At 67.5% G+C, this 14,416-nt stretch carries 14 protein-coding genes and 1 tRNA gene; all 15 read left to right on the top strand.

Annotation, left to right across the window (positions count from 1 at the left end; genetic code table 11):
- Positions 1-135 precede the first annotated feature (135 nt).
- Positions 136-1,908 carry a CTP synthase gene (gene pyrG, locus AT701_RS18730; protein WP_003895192.1) on the top strand — a complete coding sequence of 591 codons (1,773 nt, stop codon included), beginning with the start codon at positions 136-138 and terminating at the stop codon, positions 1,906-1,908.
- On the top strand, positions 1,901-2,521 hold the full coding sequence (locus tag AT701_RS18725; protein WP_003895191.1) for an NUDIX domain-containing protein: 621 nt from the start codon (positions 1,901-1,903) through the stop codon (positions 2,519-2,521). The genes pyrG and AT701_RS18725 overlap by 8 nt, the downstream gene beginning before the upstream one ends.
- The gene (xerD, locus tag AT701_RS18720; protein ID WP_011729303.1) at positions 2,518-3,474 is read left to right on the top strand and encodes a site-specific tyrosine recombinase XerD; all 957 of its coding nucleotides are present in this window, start codon (positions 2,518-2,520) and stop codon (positions 3,472-3,474) included. Before AT701_RS18725 ends, xerD begins: the two co-directional genes overlap by 4 nt.
- 124 nt (positions 3,475-3,598) lie before the next feature.
- A complete protein-coding gene (locus AT701_RS18715) occupies positions 3,599-4,468 on the top strand; it encodes a ParA family protein (RefSeq protein WP_029104155.1) in 870 nt (289 codons plus the stop codon).
- Positions 4,465-5,367, top strand: coding sequence for a segregation/condensation protein A (locus AT701_RS18710; RefSeq protein ID WP_081319515.1), 903 nt, complete (start codon positions 4,465-4,467; stop codon positions 5,365-5,367). Before AT701_RS18715 ends, AT701_RS18710 begins: the two co-directional genes overlap by 4 nt.
- 8 nt (positions 5,368-5,375) lie before the next feature.
- Positions 5,376-6,206, top strand: a complete 831-nt coding sequence (gene scpB, locus AT701_RS18705) for an SMC-Scp complex subunit ScpB (RefSeq protein WP_058126389.1) — start codon at positions 5,376-5,378, stop codon at positions 6,204-6,206.
- A gap of 1 nt (position 6,207) precedes the next feature.
- A complete protein-coding gene (locus tag AT701_RS18700; RefSeq protein WP_003895185.1) occupies positions 6,208-6,951 on the top strand; it encodes a pseudouridine synthase in 744 nt (247 codons plus the stop codon).
- A complete protein-coding gene (cmk, locus tag AT701_RS18695) occupies positions 6,948-7,634 on the top strand; it encodes a (d)CMP kinase (protein ID WP_011729300.1) in 687 nt (228 codons plus the stop codon). The genes AT701_RS18700 and cmk overlap by 4 nt, the downstream gene beginning before the upstream one ends.
- Entirely contained in the window at positions 7,631-9,046 is a 1,416-nt protein-coding gene (gene der / locus AT701_RS18690; protein ID WP_058126388.1) for a ribosome biogenesis GTPase Der, read from the top strand. The genes cmk and der overlap by 4 nt, the downstream gene beginning before the upstream one ends.
- Before the next feature lie 70 nt (positions 9,047-9,116).
- Positions 9,117-9,899, top strand: coding sequence for a sulfite exporter TauE/SafE family protein (locus AT701_RS18685; protein WP_011729298.1), 783 nt, complete (start codon positions 9,117-9,119; stop codon positions 9,897-9,899).
- 261 nt (positions 9,900-10,160) lie between these two features.
- Entirely contained in the window at positions 10,161-11,117 is a 957-nt protein-coding gene (locus AT701_RS18675) for a sulfite exporter TauE/SafE family protein (RefSeq protein ID WP_058126387.1), read from the top strand.
- A gap of 80 nt (positions 11,118-11,197) precedes the next feature.
- Positions 11,198-11,271: transfer RNA gene (locus AT701_RS18670), tRNA-Pro, on the top strand.
- Between the two features lie 237 nt (positions 11,272-11,508).
- Positions 11,509-11,766 carry a DUF3297 family protein gene (locus AT701_RS18665; protein ID WP_011729295.1) on the top strand — a complete coding sequence of 86 codons (258 nt, stop codon included), beginning with the start codon at positions 11,509-11,511 and terminating at the stop codon, positions 11,764-11,766.
- 314 nt (positions 11,767-12,080) lie between these two features.
- Positions 12,081-12,977 carry a dipeptidase gene (locus AT701_RS18655; protein ID WP_223495645.1) on the top strand — a complete coding sequence of 299 codons (897 nt, stop codon included), beginning with the start codon at positions 12,081-12,083 and terminating at the stop codon, positions 12,975-12,977.
- A gap of 62 nt (positions 12,978-13,039) precedes the next feature.
- The gene (locus AT701_RS18650) at positions 13,040-14,407 is read left to right on the top strand and encodes an ISL3-like element ISMsm4 family transposase (RefSeq protein ID WP_058124893.1); all 1,368 of its coding nucleotides are present in this window, start codon (positions 13,040-13,042) and stop codon (positions 14,405-14,407) included.
- Positions 14,408-14,416: the final 9 nt, after the last annotated feature.

Here is a 14,416-nt window from a genome sequence, read left to right as displayed (position 1 = left end):
GGCGCTTCTGTATTACCGATCACCCGCGGCGCGCCAGCGACCACTTGTCGTCGTCGGTGTTAAGGTGAGATTCCGTGGGTTGGCAGGCCACAGCTAGTCTCAGCGATTCCCTGCCCTTCGTCACGGAGGATGCTTTTGCCCGCGTTACGCAAGCACCCGCAAACCGCCACGAAACACCTCTTCGTCACCGGTGGAGTTGTTTCGTCGCTGGGTAAGGGTCTGACCGCGTCCAGCCTCGGTCAGTTGCTGACCGCGCGGGGGCTGCAGGTGACCATGCAGAAGCTGGATCCCTATCTCAACGTCGATCCCGGCACCATGAACCCCTTCCAGCACGGAGAGGTTTTCGTCACCGAGGACGGCGCCGAGACGGATCTGGATGTCGGTCACTACGAACGTTTCCTGGACCGCAACCTGTCGGGTTCGGCCAACGTCACCACCGGTCAGGTGTACTCCTCGGTGATCGCCAAGGAGCGCCGCGGTGAATACCTCGGTGACACCGTGCAGGTCATCCCGCACATCACCGACGAGATCAAGAGCCGCATCCTCGCGATGGCCGAGCCCGACGCCGCGGGCGTCCGGCCCGATGTCGTGATCACCGAGGTCGGCGGCACGGTCGGTGACATCGAATCGCTTCCGTTCCTGGAGGCGGCCCGTCAGGTCCGCCACGAGGTGGGTCGCGAGAACTGCTTCTTCCTGCACGTCTCGCTGGTGCCGTACCTGGCACCGTCGGGCGAGCTCAAGACCAAACCCACCCAGCACTCCGTGGCGGCGCTGCGCAGCATCGGTATCACTCCCGACGCGCTCATCCTGCGGTGCGACCGCGACGTGCCCGAGCCGCTCAAGAACAAGATCGCGCTCATGTGCGACGTGGATGTCGACGGCGTCATCTCGACGCCGGACGCTCCGTCGATCTACGACATCCCGAAGGTGCTGCACCGCGAGGAACTCGACGCCTACGTGGTGCGCCGTCTCAACCTGCCGTTCCGTGATGTCGACTGGACCGAATGGGACGACCTGCTGCGGCGCGTGCACGAGCCGCAGGAGACCGTGCGGATCGCGTTGGTGGGCAAGTACATCGACCTGTCCGACGCGTATCTCTCGGTCGCCGAAGCGTTGCGCGCGGGCGGGTTCAAGCACCGCGCCAAGGTCGAGATGCGGTGGGTGGCCTCCGACGACTGCGAGACCGAGCACGGCGCGGCGGCCGCGCTCTCCGATGTCCACGGTGTGCTGATTCCCGGCGGGTTCGGCATCCGCGGCATCGAGGGCAAGATCGGTGCGATCTCCTACGCGCGCAAGCGTGGCCTGCCCGTGCTGGGGCTCTGCCTCGGCCTGCAGTGCATCGTGATCGAGGCCGCGCGCAGCGTTGGCATCACCGAGGCCAACTCGGCCGAGTTCGACCCCAAGACGCCCGATCCGGTGATCTCCACGATGGCCGACCAGCGCGACGCGGTGGCCGGTGAGGCCGATCTGGGCGGCACCATGCGACTGGGCGCCTACCCGGCCGTGCTGACGCCGAATTCCGTTGTGGCGCAGGCGTATCAGTCCACCGAGGTGTCCGAGCGGCATCGGCACCGCTTCGAGGTGAACAACGCCTACCGTGACCGCATCGCCAAGAGCGGCCTGCGTTTCTCGGGAACCTCGCCCGACGGCCATCTCGTGGAGTTCGTCGAGTACGACCCGCAGATCCATCCTTTCCTGGTGGGTACGCAGGCGCATCCCGAGCTCAAGAGCCGGCCCACCCGTCCGCATCCGCTGTTCGCGGCGTTCATCGGTGCGGCGATCGACTACAAGGCCGCCGAGCGGTTACCGGGGATGGACCTGCCCGAGCAGTTCGTCCCGGTCGAGCACAGCGACGCAGATGCGCCCGCACTGGAGGAACCGCTGGAGAAATCCGACGTCCGTGGGTGAACACGACTTCGAGACGCTGGCCAGCGAAACCGTCTACGTCGGAAATATTTTCGCGTTGCGGGCCGACGAGGTCAGCATGCCGGGCGGCAAATCCGCCCGGCGCGAAGTCGTCGAGCATTATGGTGCGGTGGCCGTGGTCGCCCTCGACGACGACGGCAATGTGGTACTGGTGTACCAATACCGCCACCCGCTCGGACGACGGTTGTGGGAGCTGCCTGCCGGTCTGCTCGATCTCGGCGGGGAACCGCCTGAGGTGACCGCGGCGCGTGAGCTCGAAGAGGAGGTCGGCCTGGCAGCGTCGGACTGGCGCGTACTGGTCGACCTGGACTCCACGCCCGGCTTCTCCGACGAGAGCGTGCGCGTGTACCTGGCGACGGGCCTCACCGACGTCGGCAGGCCCGAGGCCGAACACGAGGAAGCCGACATGGAGGTCGCACGCGTGCCGCTAAAGGAGGCGGTGGCCCGGGTGTTCTCCGGCGACATCGTCAACGGGATCGCGGTGGCAGGCATCCTGGCCGCGCATTCGGCGAAGGACATCGAATCCCTGCGGCGCGTCGACGCGCCCTGGGTGGATCGTCCGACGGCATTCTGGCGGCGCAAAGGCCTGTCATGACCGGCACGTCAGCGCTTCGCGCGGTTCTCGACGAACAGGTCCAGGGGTACCTCGACCACCTGACCATCGAGCGCGGAGTTGCGGCGAACACGCTGAGCTCCTACCGGCGGGATCTGCGCCGCTACGCCGAACACCTGCGGCAGCGTGGAATCGACGATCTCGCCCGCGTCGCCGAATCCGACGTCAGCGACTTCCTGGTCGCACTGCGCCGCGGTGACCCCGACGCGGGAGTCACGGCGCTGTCGGCGGTGTCGGCGGCCAGGGCCGTGGTCGCCGTCCGCGGCCTGCACCGGTTCGCCGCGGCCGAGGGGCTGACCGAGAACGACGTCGCGCGCGCGGTGAAGCCGCCGACGCCGAGCCGCAGGCTGCCCAAGAGCCTGACCCTCGACGAGGTGCTGGCGCTGCTGGAGGCCGCGGGCGGCGACAGTGAGGCCGACAGCCCGCTCACGCTGCGCAACCGCGCGCTGCTGGAGCTGCTCTATTCGACCGGTGCCCGCATCTCCGAAGCCGTCGGGCTCGACGTCGACGACGTGGACACCCAGGCCCGGTCGGTGCTGCTGCACGGCAAGGGCGGCAAGCAGCGGCTGGTGCCGATCGGGCGTCCCGCGGTCAGCGCGCTCGACGCCTATCTGGTGCGGGGGCGCCCTGACCTGGCGCGCCGCGGTCGTGGCACCCCGGCGATCTTCCTCAACGCCCGCGGCGGCCGGCTGTCGCGGCAGAGCGCCTGGCAGGTGCTGCAGGACTCGGCCGAACGCGCGGGCATCGCCTCGGCGGTGTCGCCGCACACCTTGCGGCACTCGTTTGCCACGCATCTGCTCGACGGCGGCGCCGACGTGCGCGTCGTGCAGGAACTTCTGGGCCACGCGTCGGTCACCACGACGCAGATCTACACCATGGTCACCGTGCACACGTTGCGCGAGGTGTGGGCGGGTGCGCACCCGCGCGCGCAGTGAACATCGTGTGGCTCACCATGTGCGGTGATCATCAGCGGGTCTGCCCGTCGCGGCAGCTCGGCGACGTTAAACTTGCCCGGATGTGCGCGAAGACTGCGGGATGCCTGACCAGCGGCGGTCGGGGATGAACGACGGCCTGTTTGCACATGACACGCCTGAAGTGGGCCTGACGGGCCGGCCTCCCCGCGAGATCCCCGAGCCGCGGCCGCGTGAGACGCACGGCCCGGCGAAGGTCATCGCGATGTGCAACCAGAAGGGCGGCGTCGGCAAGACCACGTCGACCATCAACCTGGGAGCGAGCCTGGCCGAGTACGGCAGGCGGGTGCTGCTGGTCGACCTCGACCCGCAGGGTGCACTGTCGGCGGGCCTGGGTGTTCCGCACTACGAACTCGACAACACCGTGCACAACCTGCTCGTGGAGCCGCGGGTGTCCATCGACGACGTGCTGATCAAGACGCGGGTCAGCGGCATGGACCTGGTGCCCAGCAACATCGACCTGTCGGCTGCCGAGATCCAGCTGGTCAACGAGGTGGGCCGCGAGCAGTCACTCGCGCGTGCGCTGTACCCGGTGCTCGACCGCTACGACTACGTGCTGATCGACTGCCAGCCGTCGCTGGGCCTGCTCACCATCAACGGTCTGGCGTGCGCGGACGGCGTCGTCATCCCCACCGAATGCGAGTACTTCTCGCTACGCGGCCTGGCGCTGCTCACCGACACCGTCGACAAGGTGCACGACCGGCTGAACCCCAAGCTGTCGATCAGCGGAATCCTGGTGACCCGTTACGACCCGCGCACGGTCAACGCGCGTGAGGTGATGGCGCGGGTGGTCGAACGGTTCGGCGATCTGGTGTTCGACACCGTCATCACGCGCACCGTCCGGTTCCCCGAGACCAGCGTCGCGGGTGAACCGATCACCACATGGGCGCCGAAGTCCAGCGGCGCGGCCGCCTACCGGTCGCTCGCGCGGGAAGTCATCCACCGGTTCGGCGTGTGAACGACGACGTGCGTGAACCCGACCAGGATCCCGCCTCGGTAGCTGCTCCGGAGGACAACGTTTCCTCGGATGCCGCGTCGGACACCGCGGAGGACACCGCGGAGGACGACGCCAACAAGGGTTTCAAGGTCCGGCTCACCAACTTCGAGGGGCCGTTCGATCTGCTGCTGCAGCTGATCTTCGCGCACCGCCTCGACGTCACCGAGGTGGCGCTGCACCAGGTCACCGACGATTTCATCGCCTACACCAAGGAGATCGGGCCGCAACTGGGCCTGGACGAGACCACGGCGTTTTTGGTCATCGCGGCCACGTTGCTGGACCTGAAGGCCGCGCGTCTGCTGCCCTCCGGCGAGGTGCACGACGAAGAGGACCTCGCGCTGCTCGAGGTGCGCGACCTGTTGTTCGCGCGGTTGTTGCAGTACCGCGCGTTCAAGCACGTTGCGCAGATGTTCGCCGAGCTCGAGGCCGCGGCCCTGCGCAGCTATCCGCGCGCGGTGTCGCTCGAGGACCGCTACTCCGACCTGCTGCCCGAGGTGATGCTGGGCGTCGATGCTGAGAAGTTCGCCACAATCGCAGCGGCCGCGTTCACGCCGCGCCCGGTCCCGACGGTCGCCACCGACCACGTCCATGCGCCCAAGGTGTCGGTGCCCGAGCAGGCGTATCGAATCCTTGCGCTGCTGGAACAGCGCGGCGTGGGCCAGTGGGCGTCGTTCTCCGAGCTGGTGGCCGAGTGCACCGACGGCCTGCAGATCGTCGGGCGCTTCCTGGCGCTGCTCGAATTGTTCCGCGCCAGGGCGGTAGCATTCGAGCAATCAGAACCGCTTGGTGTGCTCCAGGTTTCGTGGACAGGGGATCGGCCGACCAGCGAACACCTGGCAGCCGCCGATGCGGAAGAATAGCGAGAAGCATGACTGACGAGACCTCCGATCCCGGTGTCGAGCCCGGCGCCGCGATGGACGCTCAGCCGGTACCCGAAGCGGCTTCCGACAATCCGAGGGCCGGCGCCGAAACCCCCGCTGACCAGCGCGTCGACCTCGGGGCCGAACTCGGCGCTGAACTCGGTGGCGAACTGGATGCCGAGCTGGACCTCATGTCGGCACCCGACCTCGACGACGACGAACTCGGCGCGGTGCTCGAGGCGCTGCTGCTGGTCGTCGACACCCCGGTGACCATCGACGCGCTGGCCTCGGCCACCGAACAGCCCGGATACCGCATCGCGGCCAAGCTGGCCGCGATGGCCCAGGACCTGGCCGAGCGCGACAGCGGCATCGATCTGCGCGAGGCCGGCGGCGGCTGGCGCATGTACACCAGGGCCAAGTACGCGCCGTACGTCGAGCGGCTCCTGCTCGACGGCGCCAGGACCAAACTGACCCGCGCCGCGCTGGAGACGCTGGCCGTGGTCGCCTACCGGCAGCCGGTCACCCGTGCGCGGGTGAGCGCGGTCCGCGGCGTCAACGTCGACGCGGTGATGCGCACGCTGCTGGCGCGCGGGCTGATCACCGAGGCCGGCACCGATCCCGACACGGGCGCGACCACCTTCGCGACCACGGATCTGTTCCTGGAACGGCTGGGCCTGACCTCCCTGGAGGACCTGCCCGACATCGCGCCGCTGTTGCCCGATGTCGACGTGATCGACGACTTGAGCGAAAACCTCGGCGACGAGCCGCGTTTCGCCAAACTCAACGGCAACTCCTCGAACGGGGACCAGCCGGCGGCCTTCGACGTGGACAAGGATTGAGATGGCCGAAGAACAAGGTGTGCGACTGCAGAAAGTGTTGTCGCAGGCAGGAATTGCGTCGCGGCGCGTAGCCGAGCGGATGATCATCGACGGTCGCGTCGAGGTCGACGGGCAGATCGTGACCGAGCTGGGCACGCGGGTGGACCCCGCGGTGGCCGACATCCGGGTCGACGGTTCGCGCATCATCCTCGACGACACGATGGTGTACCTGGCGATCAACAAACCGCGCGGCATGCACTCGACGATGTCGGACGACCGCGGCAGACCGTGCGTGGGTGATCTGGTCGAACATCGCGTGCGCGGCAACAAGAAGCTGTTCCACGTCGGGCGACTCGACGCCGACACCGAGGGGTTGCTGTTGCTGACCAACGACGGCGAACTGGCGCACCGGCTGATGCACCCGTCGTTCGAGGTGCCCAAGACCTACGTCGCGACGGTGATGGGCACCGTGCCGCGCGGCCTGGGCAAGAAACTCAAGGCCGGTGTCGAATTGGACGACGGCCCAGCACATGTCGACGATTTCGCGGTGGTCGACACGGTGCCGGGCAAGACCATGGTGAAGGTCACCCTGCACGAGGGGCGCAATCGCATCGTGCGGCGGCTGCTGGCCGCGGTGGACTTCCCGGTGCAGGAGTTGGTGCGTACCGAGATCGGCTCGGTGTCGCTGGGGGATCAGCGGCCGGGCAGCATCCGGGCGCTCACCCGCAAGGAAGTCGGCGAGCTTTATCAGGCGGTGGGTTTGTGAGCGGAAGTTTGGTTGTTGCGGTGGACGGCCCGGCCGGCACCGGAAAGTCCTCGGTGTCACGGGGGTTGGCCCGCGCGCTCGGCGCCCGGTACCTCGACACCGGCGCGATGTACCGCATCGCGACGCTTGCGGTGCTGCGGGCCGGTGCTGACCTCACCGACCCTGCGGCGATCGAGAAGGCCGCCGCCGACGCCGAGATCGGAGTGGGCTCAGATCCCGATGTCGACGCGGCATTCCTTGCCGGAGAAGATGTTTCGTCGGAGATCCGCGGTGACGCGGTGACCGGCGCGGTGTCGGCGGTCTCCGCAGTTCCCGCCGTGCGCACACGCCTGGTCGACATTCAGCGCAAGCTGGCCACCGAGGGTGGGCGAGTGGTGGTCGAGGGCCGCGACATCGGCACCGTCGTGCTGCCCGATGCCGACGTCAAGATCTTCCTCACCGCGTCGGCCGAGGAACGCGCGCGGCGACGCAACGCGCAGAACGTCGCCAACGGACTGCCCGACGACTACGCAACTGTGCTGGCCGACGTACAGCGTCGCGACCATCTCGACTCGACCCGTCCCGTGTCGCCGCTGCGCGCCGCCGACGACGCGCTGGTGGTCGACACGAGCGACATGGACCAGGCCCAGGTGATCGCCCACCTGCTCGATCTGGTCACCGCACAGGCGGGAGCACGTCGATGAGCACCGATTCCGACGGCACCTGGTCCGACGAGAGCGAGTGGGACCTCGACGGCGAGTTCGCCGACGCGATCCACGAGGCCGAGGACGCCGCCGCGCCGCCACCCGTGCTCGCGATCGTGGGACGGCCCAACGTCGGCAAGTCGACGCTGGTGAACCGGATCCTGGGCCGTCGCGAAGCGGTGGTGCAGGACGTACCCGGCGTGACGCGCGATCGGGTGTCCTACGACGCCAACTGGCTGGGCCGCCGGTTCGTCGTGCAGGACACCGGCGGGTGGGAACCCGACGCCAAGGGCCTGCAGCAGCTGGTTGCCGATCAGGCGCTGGTCGCCATGCGAACCGCGGATGCTGTGATCCTCGTGGTCGACGCGGTGGTCGGCGCGACCGCGGCCGACGAGGCCGCAGCCAAGCTGTTGCGCCGCTCGGGTAAGCCGGTGTTCTTGGCGGCCAACAAGGTTGACACCGAGCGCGGCGAAGCCGACGCCGCATCCCTGTGGTCGCTCGGCGTGGGGGAGCCGCACCCCATCAGTGCCATGCACGGCCGCGGCGTGGCCGATCTGCTCGACACCGTGATGGAGAAACTTCCCCAGGTCTCGGAGGTCGCGACGGGCGGCAGCGGCGGTCCCCGGCGCGTCGCGCTGGTCGGAAAACCCAACGTGGGCAAGAGTTCACTGCTGAACCGCCTGGCCGGAGACCACCGCTCGGTGGTCCACGACATGGCGGGCACCACGGTCGATCCGGTCGACTCGCTGATCGAACTGGGCGGCAAGACATGGCGGTTCGTCGACACCGCGGGGTTGCGCCGCAAGGTGGGACAGGCCACGGGCCACGAGTTCTACGCCTCGGTGCGCACCCACGGTGCGATCGATGCCGCCGAAGTGGTGATCGTGCTGATCGATGCGTCGCAGCCGCTGACCGAACAGGACCAGCGTGTGCTGTCGATGGTGATCGAGGCGGGCCGTGCCCTGGTGCTCGCGTTCAACAAATGGGACCTGGTCGACGAGGACCGTCGTTACCTGTTGAGCCGCGAGATCGAACGTGAACTGGTGCAGGTGCAGTGGGCGCCGCGGATCAACATCTCGGCGCTCACGGGTCGCGCGGTGCAGAAACTCGTGCCCGCACTTGAGACTTCGCTCACATCATGGGACACCCGCATCTCGACGGGGCGGCTCAACACCTTCCTCAAGGAGGTCGTCGCCGCGACCCCGCCGCCGGTGCGAGGCGGCAAACAACCGCGCATCCTGTTCGCGACGCAGGCGGCCACCCGACCGCCGACGTTCGTCCTGTTCACGAGCGGCTTCCTGGAGGCCGGTTACCGGCGTTTCCTGGAGCGCAAGTTGCGGGAGACGTTCGGTTTCGAGGGCAGCCCGATCCGGGTCAACGTCCGAGTGCGCGAAAAACGAGCGAAGCGTTAGCGATATGTGGTTTGATCCGCGCCGATAGGCGCGGGTTATCGCTTCGGACGGGAGGGATAAGCTCGCCCGAGTGTCCGTCACCCACATGATCCTCATCGCGCTGGCCGGCGTCGGCGCCGGTGCGATCAACGCGGTAGTCGGTTCCGGAACGTTGATCACGTTCCCCACGTTGGTGGCACTCGGTTATCCGCCGGTCACCTCGACGATGTCCAACGCCGTCGGCCTGGTCGCCGGCGGGGTCTCGGGCACCTGGGGCTACCGCCGCGAGTTGCGCGGCCAGTGGAAACGGCTGCGCTGGCAGATCCCGGCCTCGCTGATCGGCGCCATCATCGGCGCGTGGTTGCTGTTGCACCTGCCCGAGAAGGTGTTCGTCACGGTCGTGCCGATCCTGTTGATCCTGGCGCTCGTGCTGGTGCTCGTCGGCCCGCGGATCCAGGCCTGGGCGCGTAAGAGGGCCGAGGCGTCGGGCAACGGCGCCGACCACGTGAGCACGCGCCGCATGGTCGCCGTGGTCCTCGGCACGTGGGCCGTCGGCATCTACGGCGGCTACTTCACCGCGGCGCAGGGCATCCTCCTGGTCGCCGTGATGGGCGCGCTGCTGCCCGAGTCGATCCAGCGCATGAACGCCGCGAAAAACCTGCTCTCGCTGCTGGTCAACATCGTCGCCGCGCTCGCGTACACACTGGTCGCGTTCGACCGGATCAGCTGGGAGGCCGCGGGCCTGATCGCCGTCGGATCGTTGCTCGGCGGTTTCCTCGGCTCGCACTTCGGCCGCCGGCTCTCACCCAACGCCCTGCGCGCGGTGATCATCATCGTCGGTCTCATCGGTCTGTACCGGCTGCTGACAGTGTGACGCTGGGTTTCGGGGTCCGTCCGTGCTGCTTGTAGACTTCGGACGTTCCCCTGAGGGACGAGTTTGAAGACGAGCACTGAGAGGAGGACCGGTGGCCGAGCGCGAATTCCGCACCGCCCCGTCGGACCTCGCTGCGCTCGAACCGTTCTGGCCCTCGCGGCGTCTCATGGCTTTCGACGAATGGTGTTGTGCGCGCATCTGACCGCGCCCATCCGTGAGCTCACCTTGTGCGGTGACTCCTAGTCGAAAGCAGTCGAACCCATGCGTTCGCTTCTGATCTTTGCCCTCGTGGGCCTCGGCGCCCAACTCGTCGACGGCGCGCTCGGCATGGCCTTCGGTGTCACGGCGTCGACTCTGCTGGTGCTCAGCGGCGTCGCGGCCGCGCAGGCCAGTGCCGCTGTGCACCTGGCGGAGGTGGGCACCACGCTGGCGTCGGGTCTGTCGCACTGGCGGTTCAGGAACATCGACTGGGGCATCGTGCTCAAGCTGGGCGTGCCGGGGGCGATCGGCGCCTTCGCCGGGGCGACCGTGCTGTCGTCGCTGTCCACCGAGGATGCGGCCCCGCTGATGGCCGCGATCCTCCTGGTGATCGGCATGTACGTGCTGTTGCGGTTCTCCCTGCGCACCCCACCGGTGTTCCGGTCCGGGGCGACACCGCACACCGCGAAGTTCCTGACCCCGCTGGGCCTGTTCGGTGGGTTCATCGACGCCTCCGGAGGCGGTGGCTGGGGTCCGGTGACCACCAGCACGCTGCTGTCGCGCGGCAAGACCGCGCCGCGCACCGTGATCGGGTCGGTGAGCGCCTCGGAGTTCCTGGTCGCCGTGTCGGCCTCTCTGGGCTTCCTCGTCGGCCTGCGCGCGGAGTTCCTCGACAACATCCCGATCGTACTGGGTCTGGCGGCGGGCGGCGTCGTCGCCGCACCGCTCGCGGCGTGGCTGGTGTCCAGGATCAGCCCGGCCCTGCTGGGCACCGCGGTCGGCGGGGTGATCGTGCTGACCAACGCCCAGAAGCTCGTGAGGTACTTCGGCATCCACGGCGGCGCGTCCACGGCGATCTACACCGTGATCGCGGTCGCCTGGGCCGGCCTGGTTCTCGTGGCCTGGCGGACCTCCAGGGCACCGGAATGTGTGGGCGCAGATGTGGACCTTGAGGGCCTCGATCAGGCCGACATATCTGTCGAAGCGCCCGCCGACGAGCCCGGGGTCCCGACGCGGTGACACGACGGGGGACCGATTGGGGAGTAGCGGGCACTCTGAGGTAAGCTTTCGACTCGCTGCCGGTGATCACCGGAAGCAAACGGGCTGTGGCGCAGCTTGGTAGCGCACTTGACTGGGGGTCAAGTGGTCGCAGGTTCAAATCCTGTCAGCCCGACAAAATGAAAACCCGCCGGCGAAGCCGAGCGGGTTTTTCGTTTGTCGGGCGACATGATGCGGCTGCTGCCGGCCCAACCAAAGTTTCTACGGGCCAGAGGCGGTTTCGGAGGAGTTCGGAGCCGCCTTTGCTGTTCGGTGCGCGGACCGCCAAGACCCACCGGAAACCCGCGAGTGCGAGGTCGCGTAGTTTTGAGCATCAATCCACGTACCAATGCACCACTCAACGAAGGCCGTCATGTCCCAGGATCAGAACACCGACGTTCCACCGAACCACCTCTCCATCGATCCGCGTAGCGACTTCTACAGCGAAGAGGCACTGCAACGCGGCGTGGGCATTCGCTTCAACGGTGTCGAGAAGAACAATGTGCACGAGTACGACGTGGCCGAGGGCTGGGTGCGTGTGGAGGTACCCACCGCCAAGGATCGCCGCGGAAACCCGATGGTCGTCAAGGTTACGGGCACGGTCGAACCGTATTTCCGCGACGCGGAATAGCGCGTCTCGGGCTTGCCGCGTCGGGACCCTTCCCGCTGCCGATCCGAGTACGGCGTACCCGCGAACGGTCCTCAGAAGCTTCTGAGCGGCGCCCCGGCCCGGATGAACGGTCGGCGCGTCGTCGTCGTTTGAAACGTTACAACCAAAACGTAGAGTGACCTCGGTCACGCTCGATGGGGATGTCGCGCATCGACCGAACTCCTGAATCGGAGGTGAAGCCACGACGACGATGCTGATCGACGGTCACAACGACCTCGCGTGGGCGATGCGTCAGGAGTACGACGCCGAACCTGGACGCGGTCGATCTGACCGCGATGGCGCCGCGTCTGCACACCGATCTGAAGCGGCTGGAGGCCGGTGGCGTCACCGGGCAGTTCTGGTCGGTGTACGTACCCCCGCAGCAGTTCACCGGTCCTTCGGCAGTGTCGGCCACGCTGGAGCAGATCGACTTGGTGCGACGCCTCGTGGCTCGCTACCCCGACCGACTGGTGCTGGCCACAACTGCCGACGAGGTCGAACGGGCGGGCGATCGGATCGCGTCGCTGTTGGGCATGGAGGGTGGCCACTGTATCGACGGATCGTTGGCGGTCCTGCGCATGATGCGTGCGTTGGGCGTGCGCTACCTGACCTTGACCCACCACAAGAACGTGTCATGGGCCGACTCGGCGACCGACGACCCGGTGCTTTACGGCTTGTCGGAGTTCGGTGAGGATGTCGTCCGCGAGATGAACCGACTGGGAATGCTTGTCGACCTCTCGCACGTGTCCGCCGACGTCATGCGGCACGCACTACGTGTCACCGCCGCGCCCGCGATTTTCAGCCACTCTTCTGCGCGTGCGATCTGCGACCATCCACGCAACGTGCCTGACGACGTTCTTGCGATGTTGGCAAAGAACGACGGCGTGTGCATGGTTACATTTCTACCCGCTTTTGTCTCACCGGCCGTCGCGCGGTGGCACGCGGAGGCAAAGGCCGAGGCTCGGCGACGTGGGGTCCAGAAGGGCGAATTGGCTTACGACGCACTGATGATGGAGTTGACGGAGCAGTCGCCACCGCCCGTCGCCACGTTGAGTGATGTCGTTGCGCACGTCGAGCACGTGCGCGCAGTTGCCGGCATAGATCACGTCGGCATCGGGGGTGACTACATGGGGGCCGAAGCCATGCCCGAGGGGCTTGAAGACGTTTCGGGATATCCGGCTCTTCGCACTTGATAGGGGTCTGGTGTTGTCCGACGTTGTGTCGTGTCGGTGATTGATTAGGGGTCCGCGCCCCTGTGAGCTGGGTGTTCTTCAGGCATCCAGGACAAGGAACGCGGACCATGGTTGACGGTAGTTCACTGCTGCTCGATCTCGACGGTGTGGTCGTCGAATCGGTGCAGCGCCTCGAGGACGGCACCCGGTTGGTGCAGGTGCTCACCGCCCCCCAGTGGGTCGGGATCTGCCCCGAATGCGGGGAACGCTCCACCAGGTCGAAAGGCTGGGTACAGACCGGACCCCGCGACGTTGTGGTGGGTTCGGACCGCCCGATACTGCGCTGGCGTAAGCGAAAGTGGTTGTGCCCCAGCACGGTCTGTACGCGCAAGGTGTTCACCGAGTCGGTGCCCGGAATCCCGGCGCGGGCGCGGGTAACACCGCGGGCCAAGGCGACGATGGCCACTGCGGTGCTCGACGAGGACCGTTCGGTGGCCGCGGTGGCCGGGCAGTACCGCTGCGGCTGGCACACCGTGCACGACGAAGTCATCGCCACCGCCGAGGACGCCCTGGCCGGCGAGCTGGCGCCGGTGGCGGTGCTCGGCATCGACGAGACCCGACGCGGTAAGGCCAAATGGGAACACAACCCGGTACTCGGGCGGCGGGTATGGGTGGATCGCTGGGACACCGGACTGGTCGACATCACCGGCGATCAAGGCCTCCTTGGCCAGGTCAATGGCCGCACCTCGGCGGCAGTGATCGACTGGCTCGCTGGCCAGGACCCTGACTGGCGGGCCGCAATCACCCACGTAGCCATCGATTTGTCCCCGGCCTATGCCCGGGTGGCTCGCGAAGCACTGCCGCACGCGATCCTGATCGCCGACCGGTTCCACCTGGTCAAGAAAGCCAACGACATGGTTGATGCGGTGCGCCGCCGGGTCACCTGGACCCAACGGGGCCGGCGCGGCCGCAAGGCCGATGTCGAGTGGATCAACCGCCGCCGCCTGCTGCGCGGCTCCGAGCGGCTCACCGCAGACCAACGCGCCACGTTGTTCGCCAAGCTGCTCTCCGCCGACCCCAACCAGGACATCGCCGCGGCCTGGATCGCCAAAGAACTGCTGCGCGACCTGCTTTCCTGCGCCGACCGCGGCGGGTTGCGCTACGAGATCACGACCGCCCTGGACCGGTTCTACCGTTTCTGCGCGGCCTGCACAGTGCCCGAAGTGATCCGACTGGCCCGCACCATCGAGACCTGGCAGGCCCCCATCATCGCCGCCCTGCAGACCGGCCTGTCCAACGCCCGCACCGAAGGCTACAACCGCATCGTCAAACACGTCGGGCGCATCGCCTTCGGCTTCCGCAATCCTGAGAACCAACGCCGCCGAGTACGGTGGGCCTGCACTCGCCGATCACGACGAGTCACACCCAGCCGGCACCAACGCCACTGCTAACTGCGAAGA

This window comes from Mycolicibacterium smegmatis (genome assembly GCF_001457595.1).
Classification (GTDB): Bacteria; Actinomycetota; Actinomycetes; order Mycobacteriales; family Mycobacteriaceae; genus Mycobacterium; species Mycobacterium smegmatis.
The sequence above is the reverse complement of the archived record's forward strand: the minus strand, read 5'-3'. Positions and strand labels throughout refer to the sequence as shown.

What these genes read in the sequence shown, in the direction of transcription:
- der (WP_058126388.1), top strand. Translation starts at nt 7,631, where the DNA reads ATGAGCACCGATTCCGACGGCACCTGGTCCGACGAGAGCGAGTGGGAC.
- AT701_RS18715 (WP_029104155.1), top strand. Translation starts at nt 3,599, where the DNA reads ATGAACGACGGCCTGTTTGCACATGACACGCCTGAAGTGGGCCTGACG.
- AT701_RS18675 (WP_058126387.1), top strand. Translation starts at nt 10,161, where the DNA reads ATGCGTTCGCTTCTGATCTTTGCCCTCGTGGGCCTCGGCGCCCAACTC.
- xerD (WP_011729303.1), top strand. Translation starts at nt 2,518, where the DNA reads ATGACCGGCACGTCAGCGCTTCGCGCGGTTCTCGACGAACAGGTCCAG.
- AT701_RS18700 (WP_003895185.1), top strand. Translation starts at nt 6,208, where the DNA reads ATGGCCGAAGAACAAGGTGTGCGACTGCAGAAAGTGTTGTCGCAGGCA.
- AT701_RS18665 (WP_011729295.1), top strand. Translation starts at nt 11,509, where the DNA reads ATGTCCCAGGATCAGAACACCGACGTTCCACCGAACCACCTCTCCATC.
- scpB (WP_058126389.1), top strand. Translation starts at nt 5,376, where the DNA reads ATGACTGACGAGACCTCCGATCCCGGTGTCGAGCCCGGCGCCGCGATG.
- AT701_RS18655 (WP_223495645.1), top strand. Translation starts at nt 12,081, where the DNA reads ATGGCGCCGCGTCTGCACACCGATCTGAAGCGGCTGGAGGCCGGTGGC.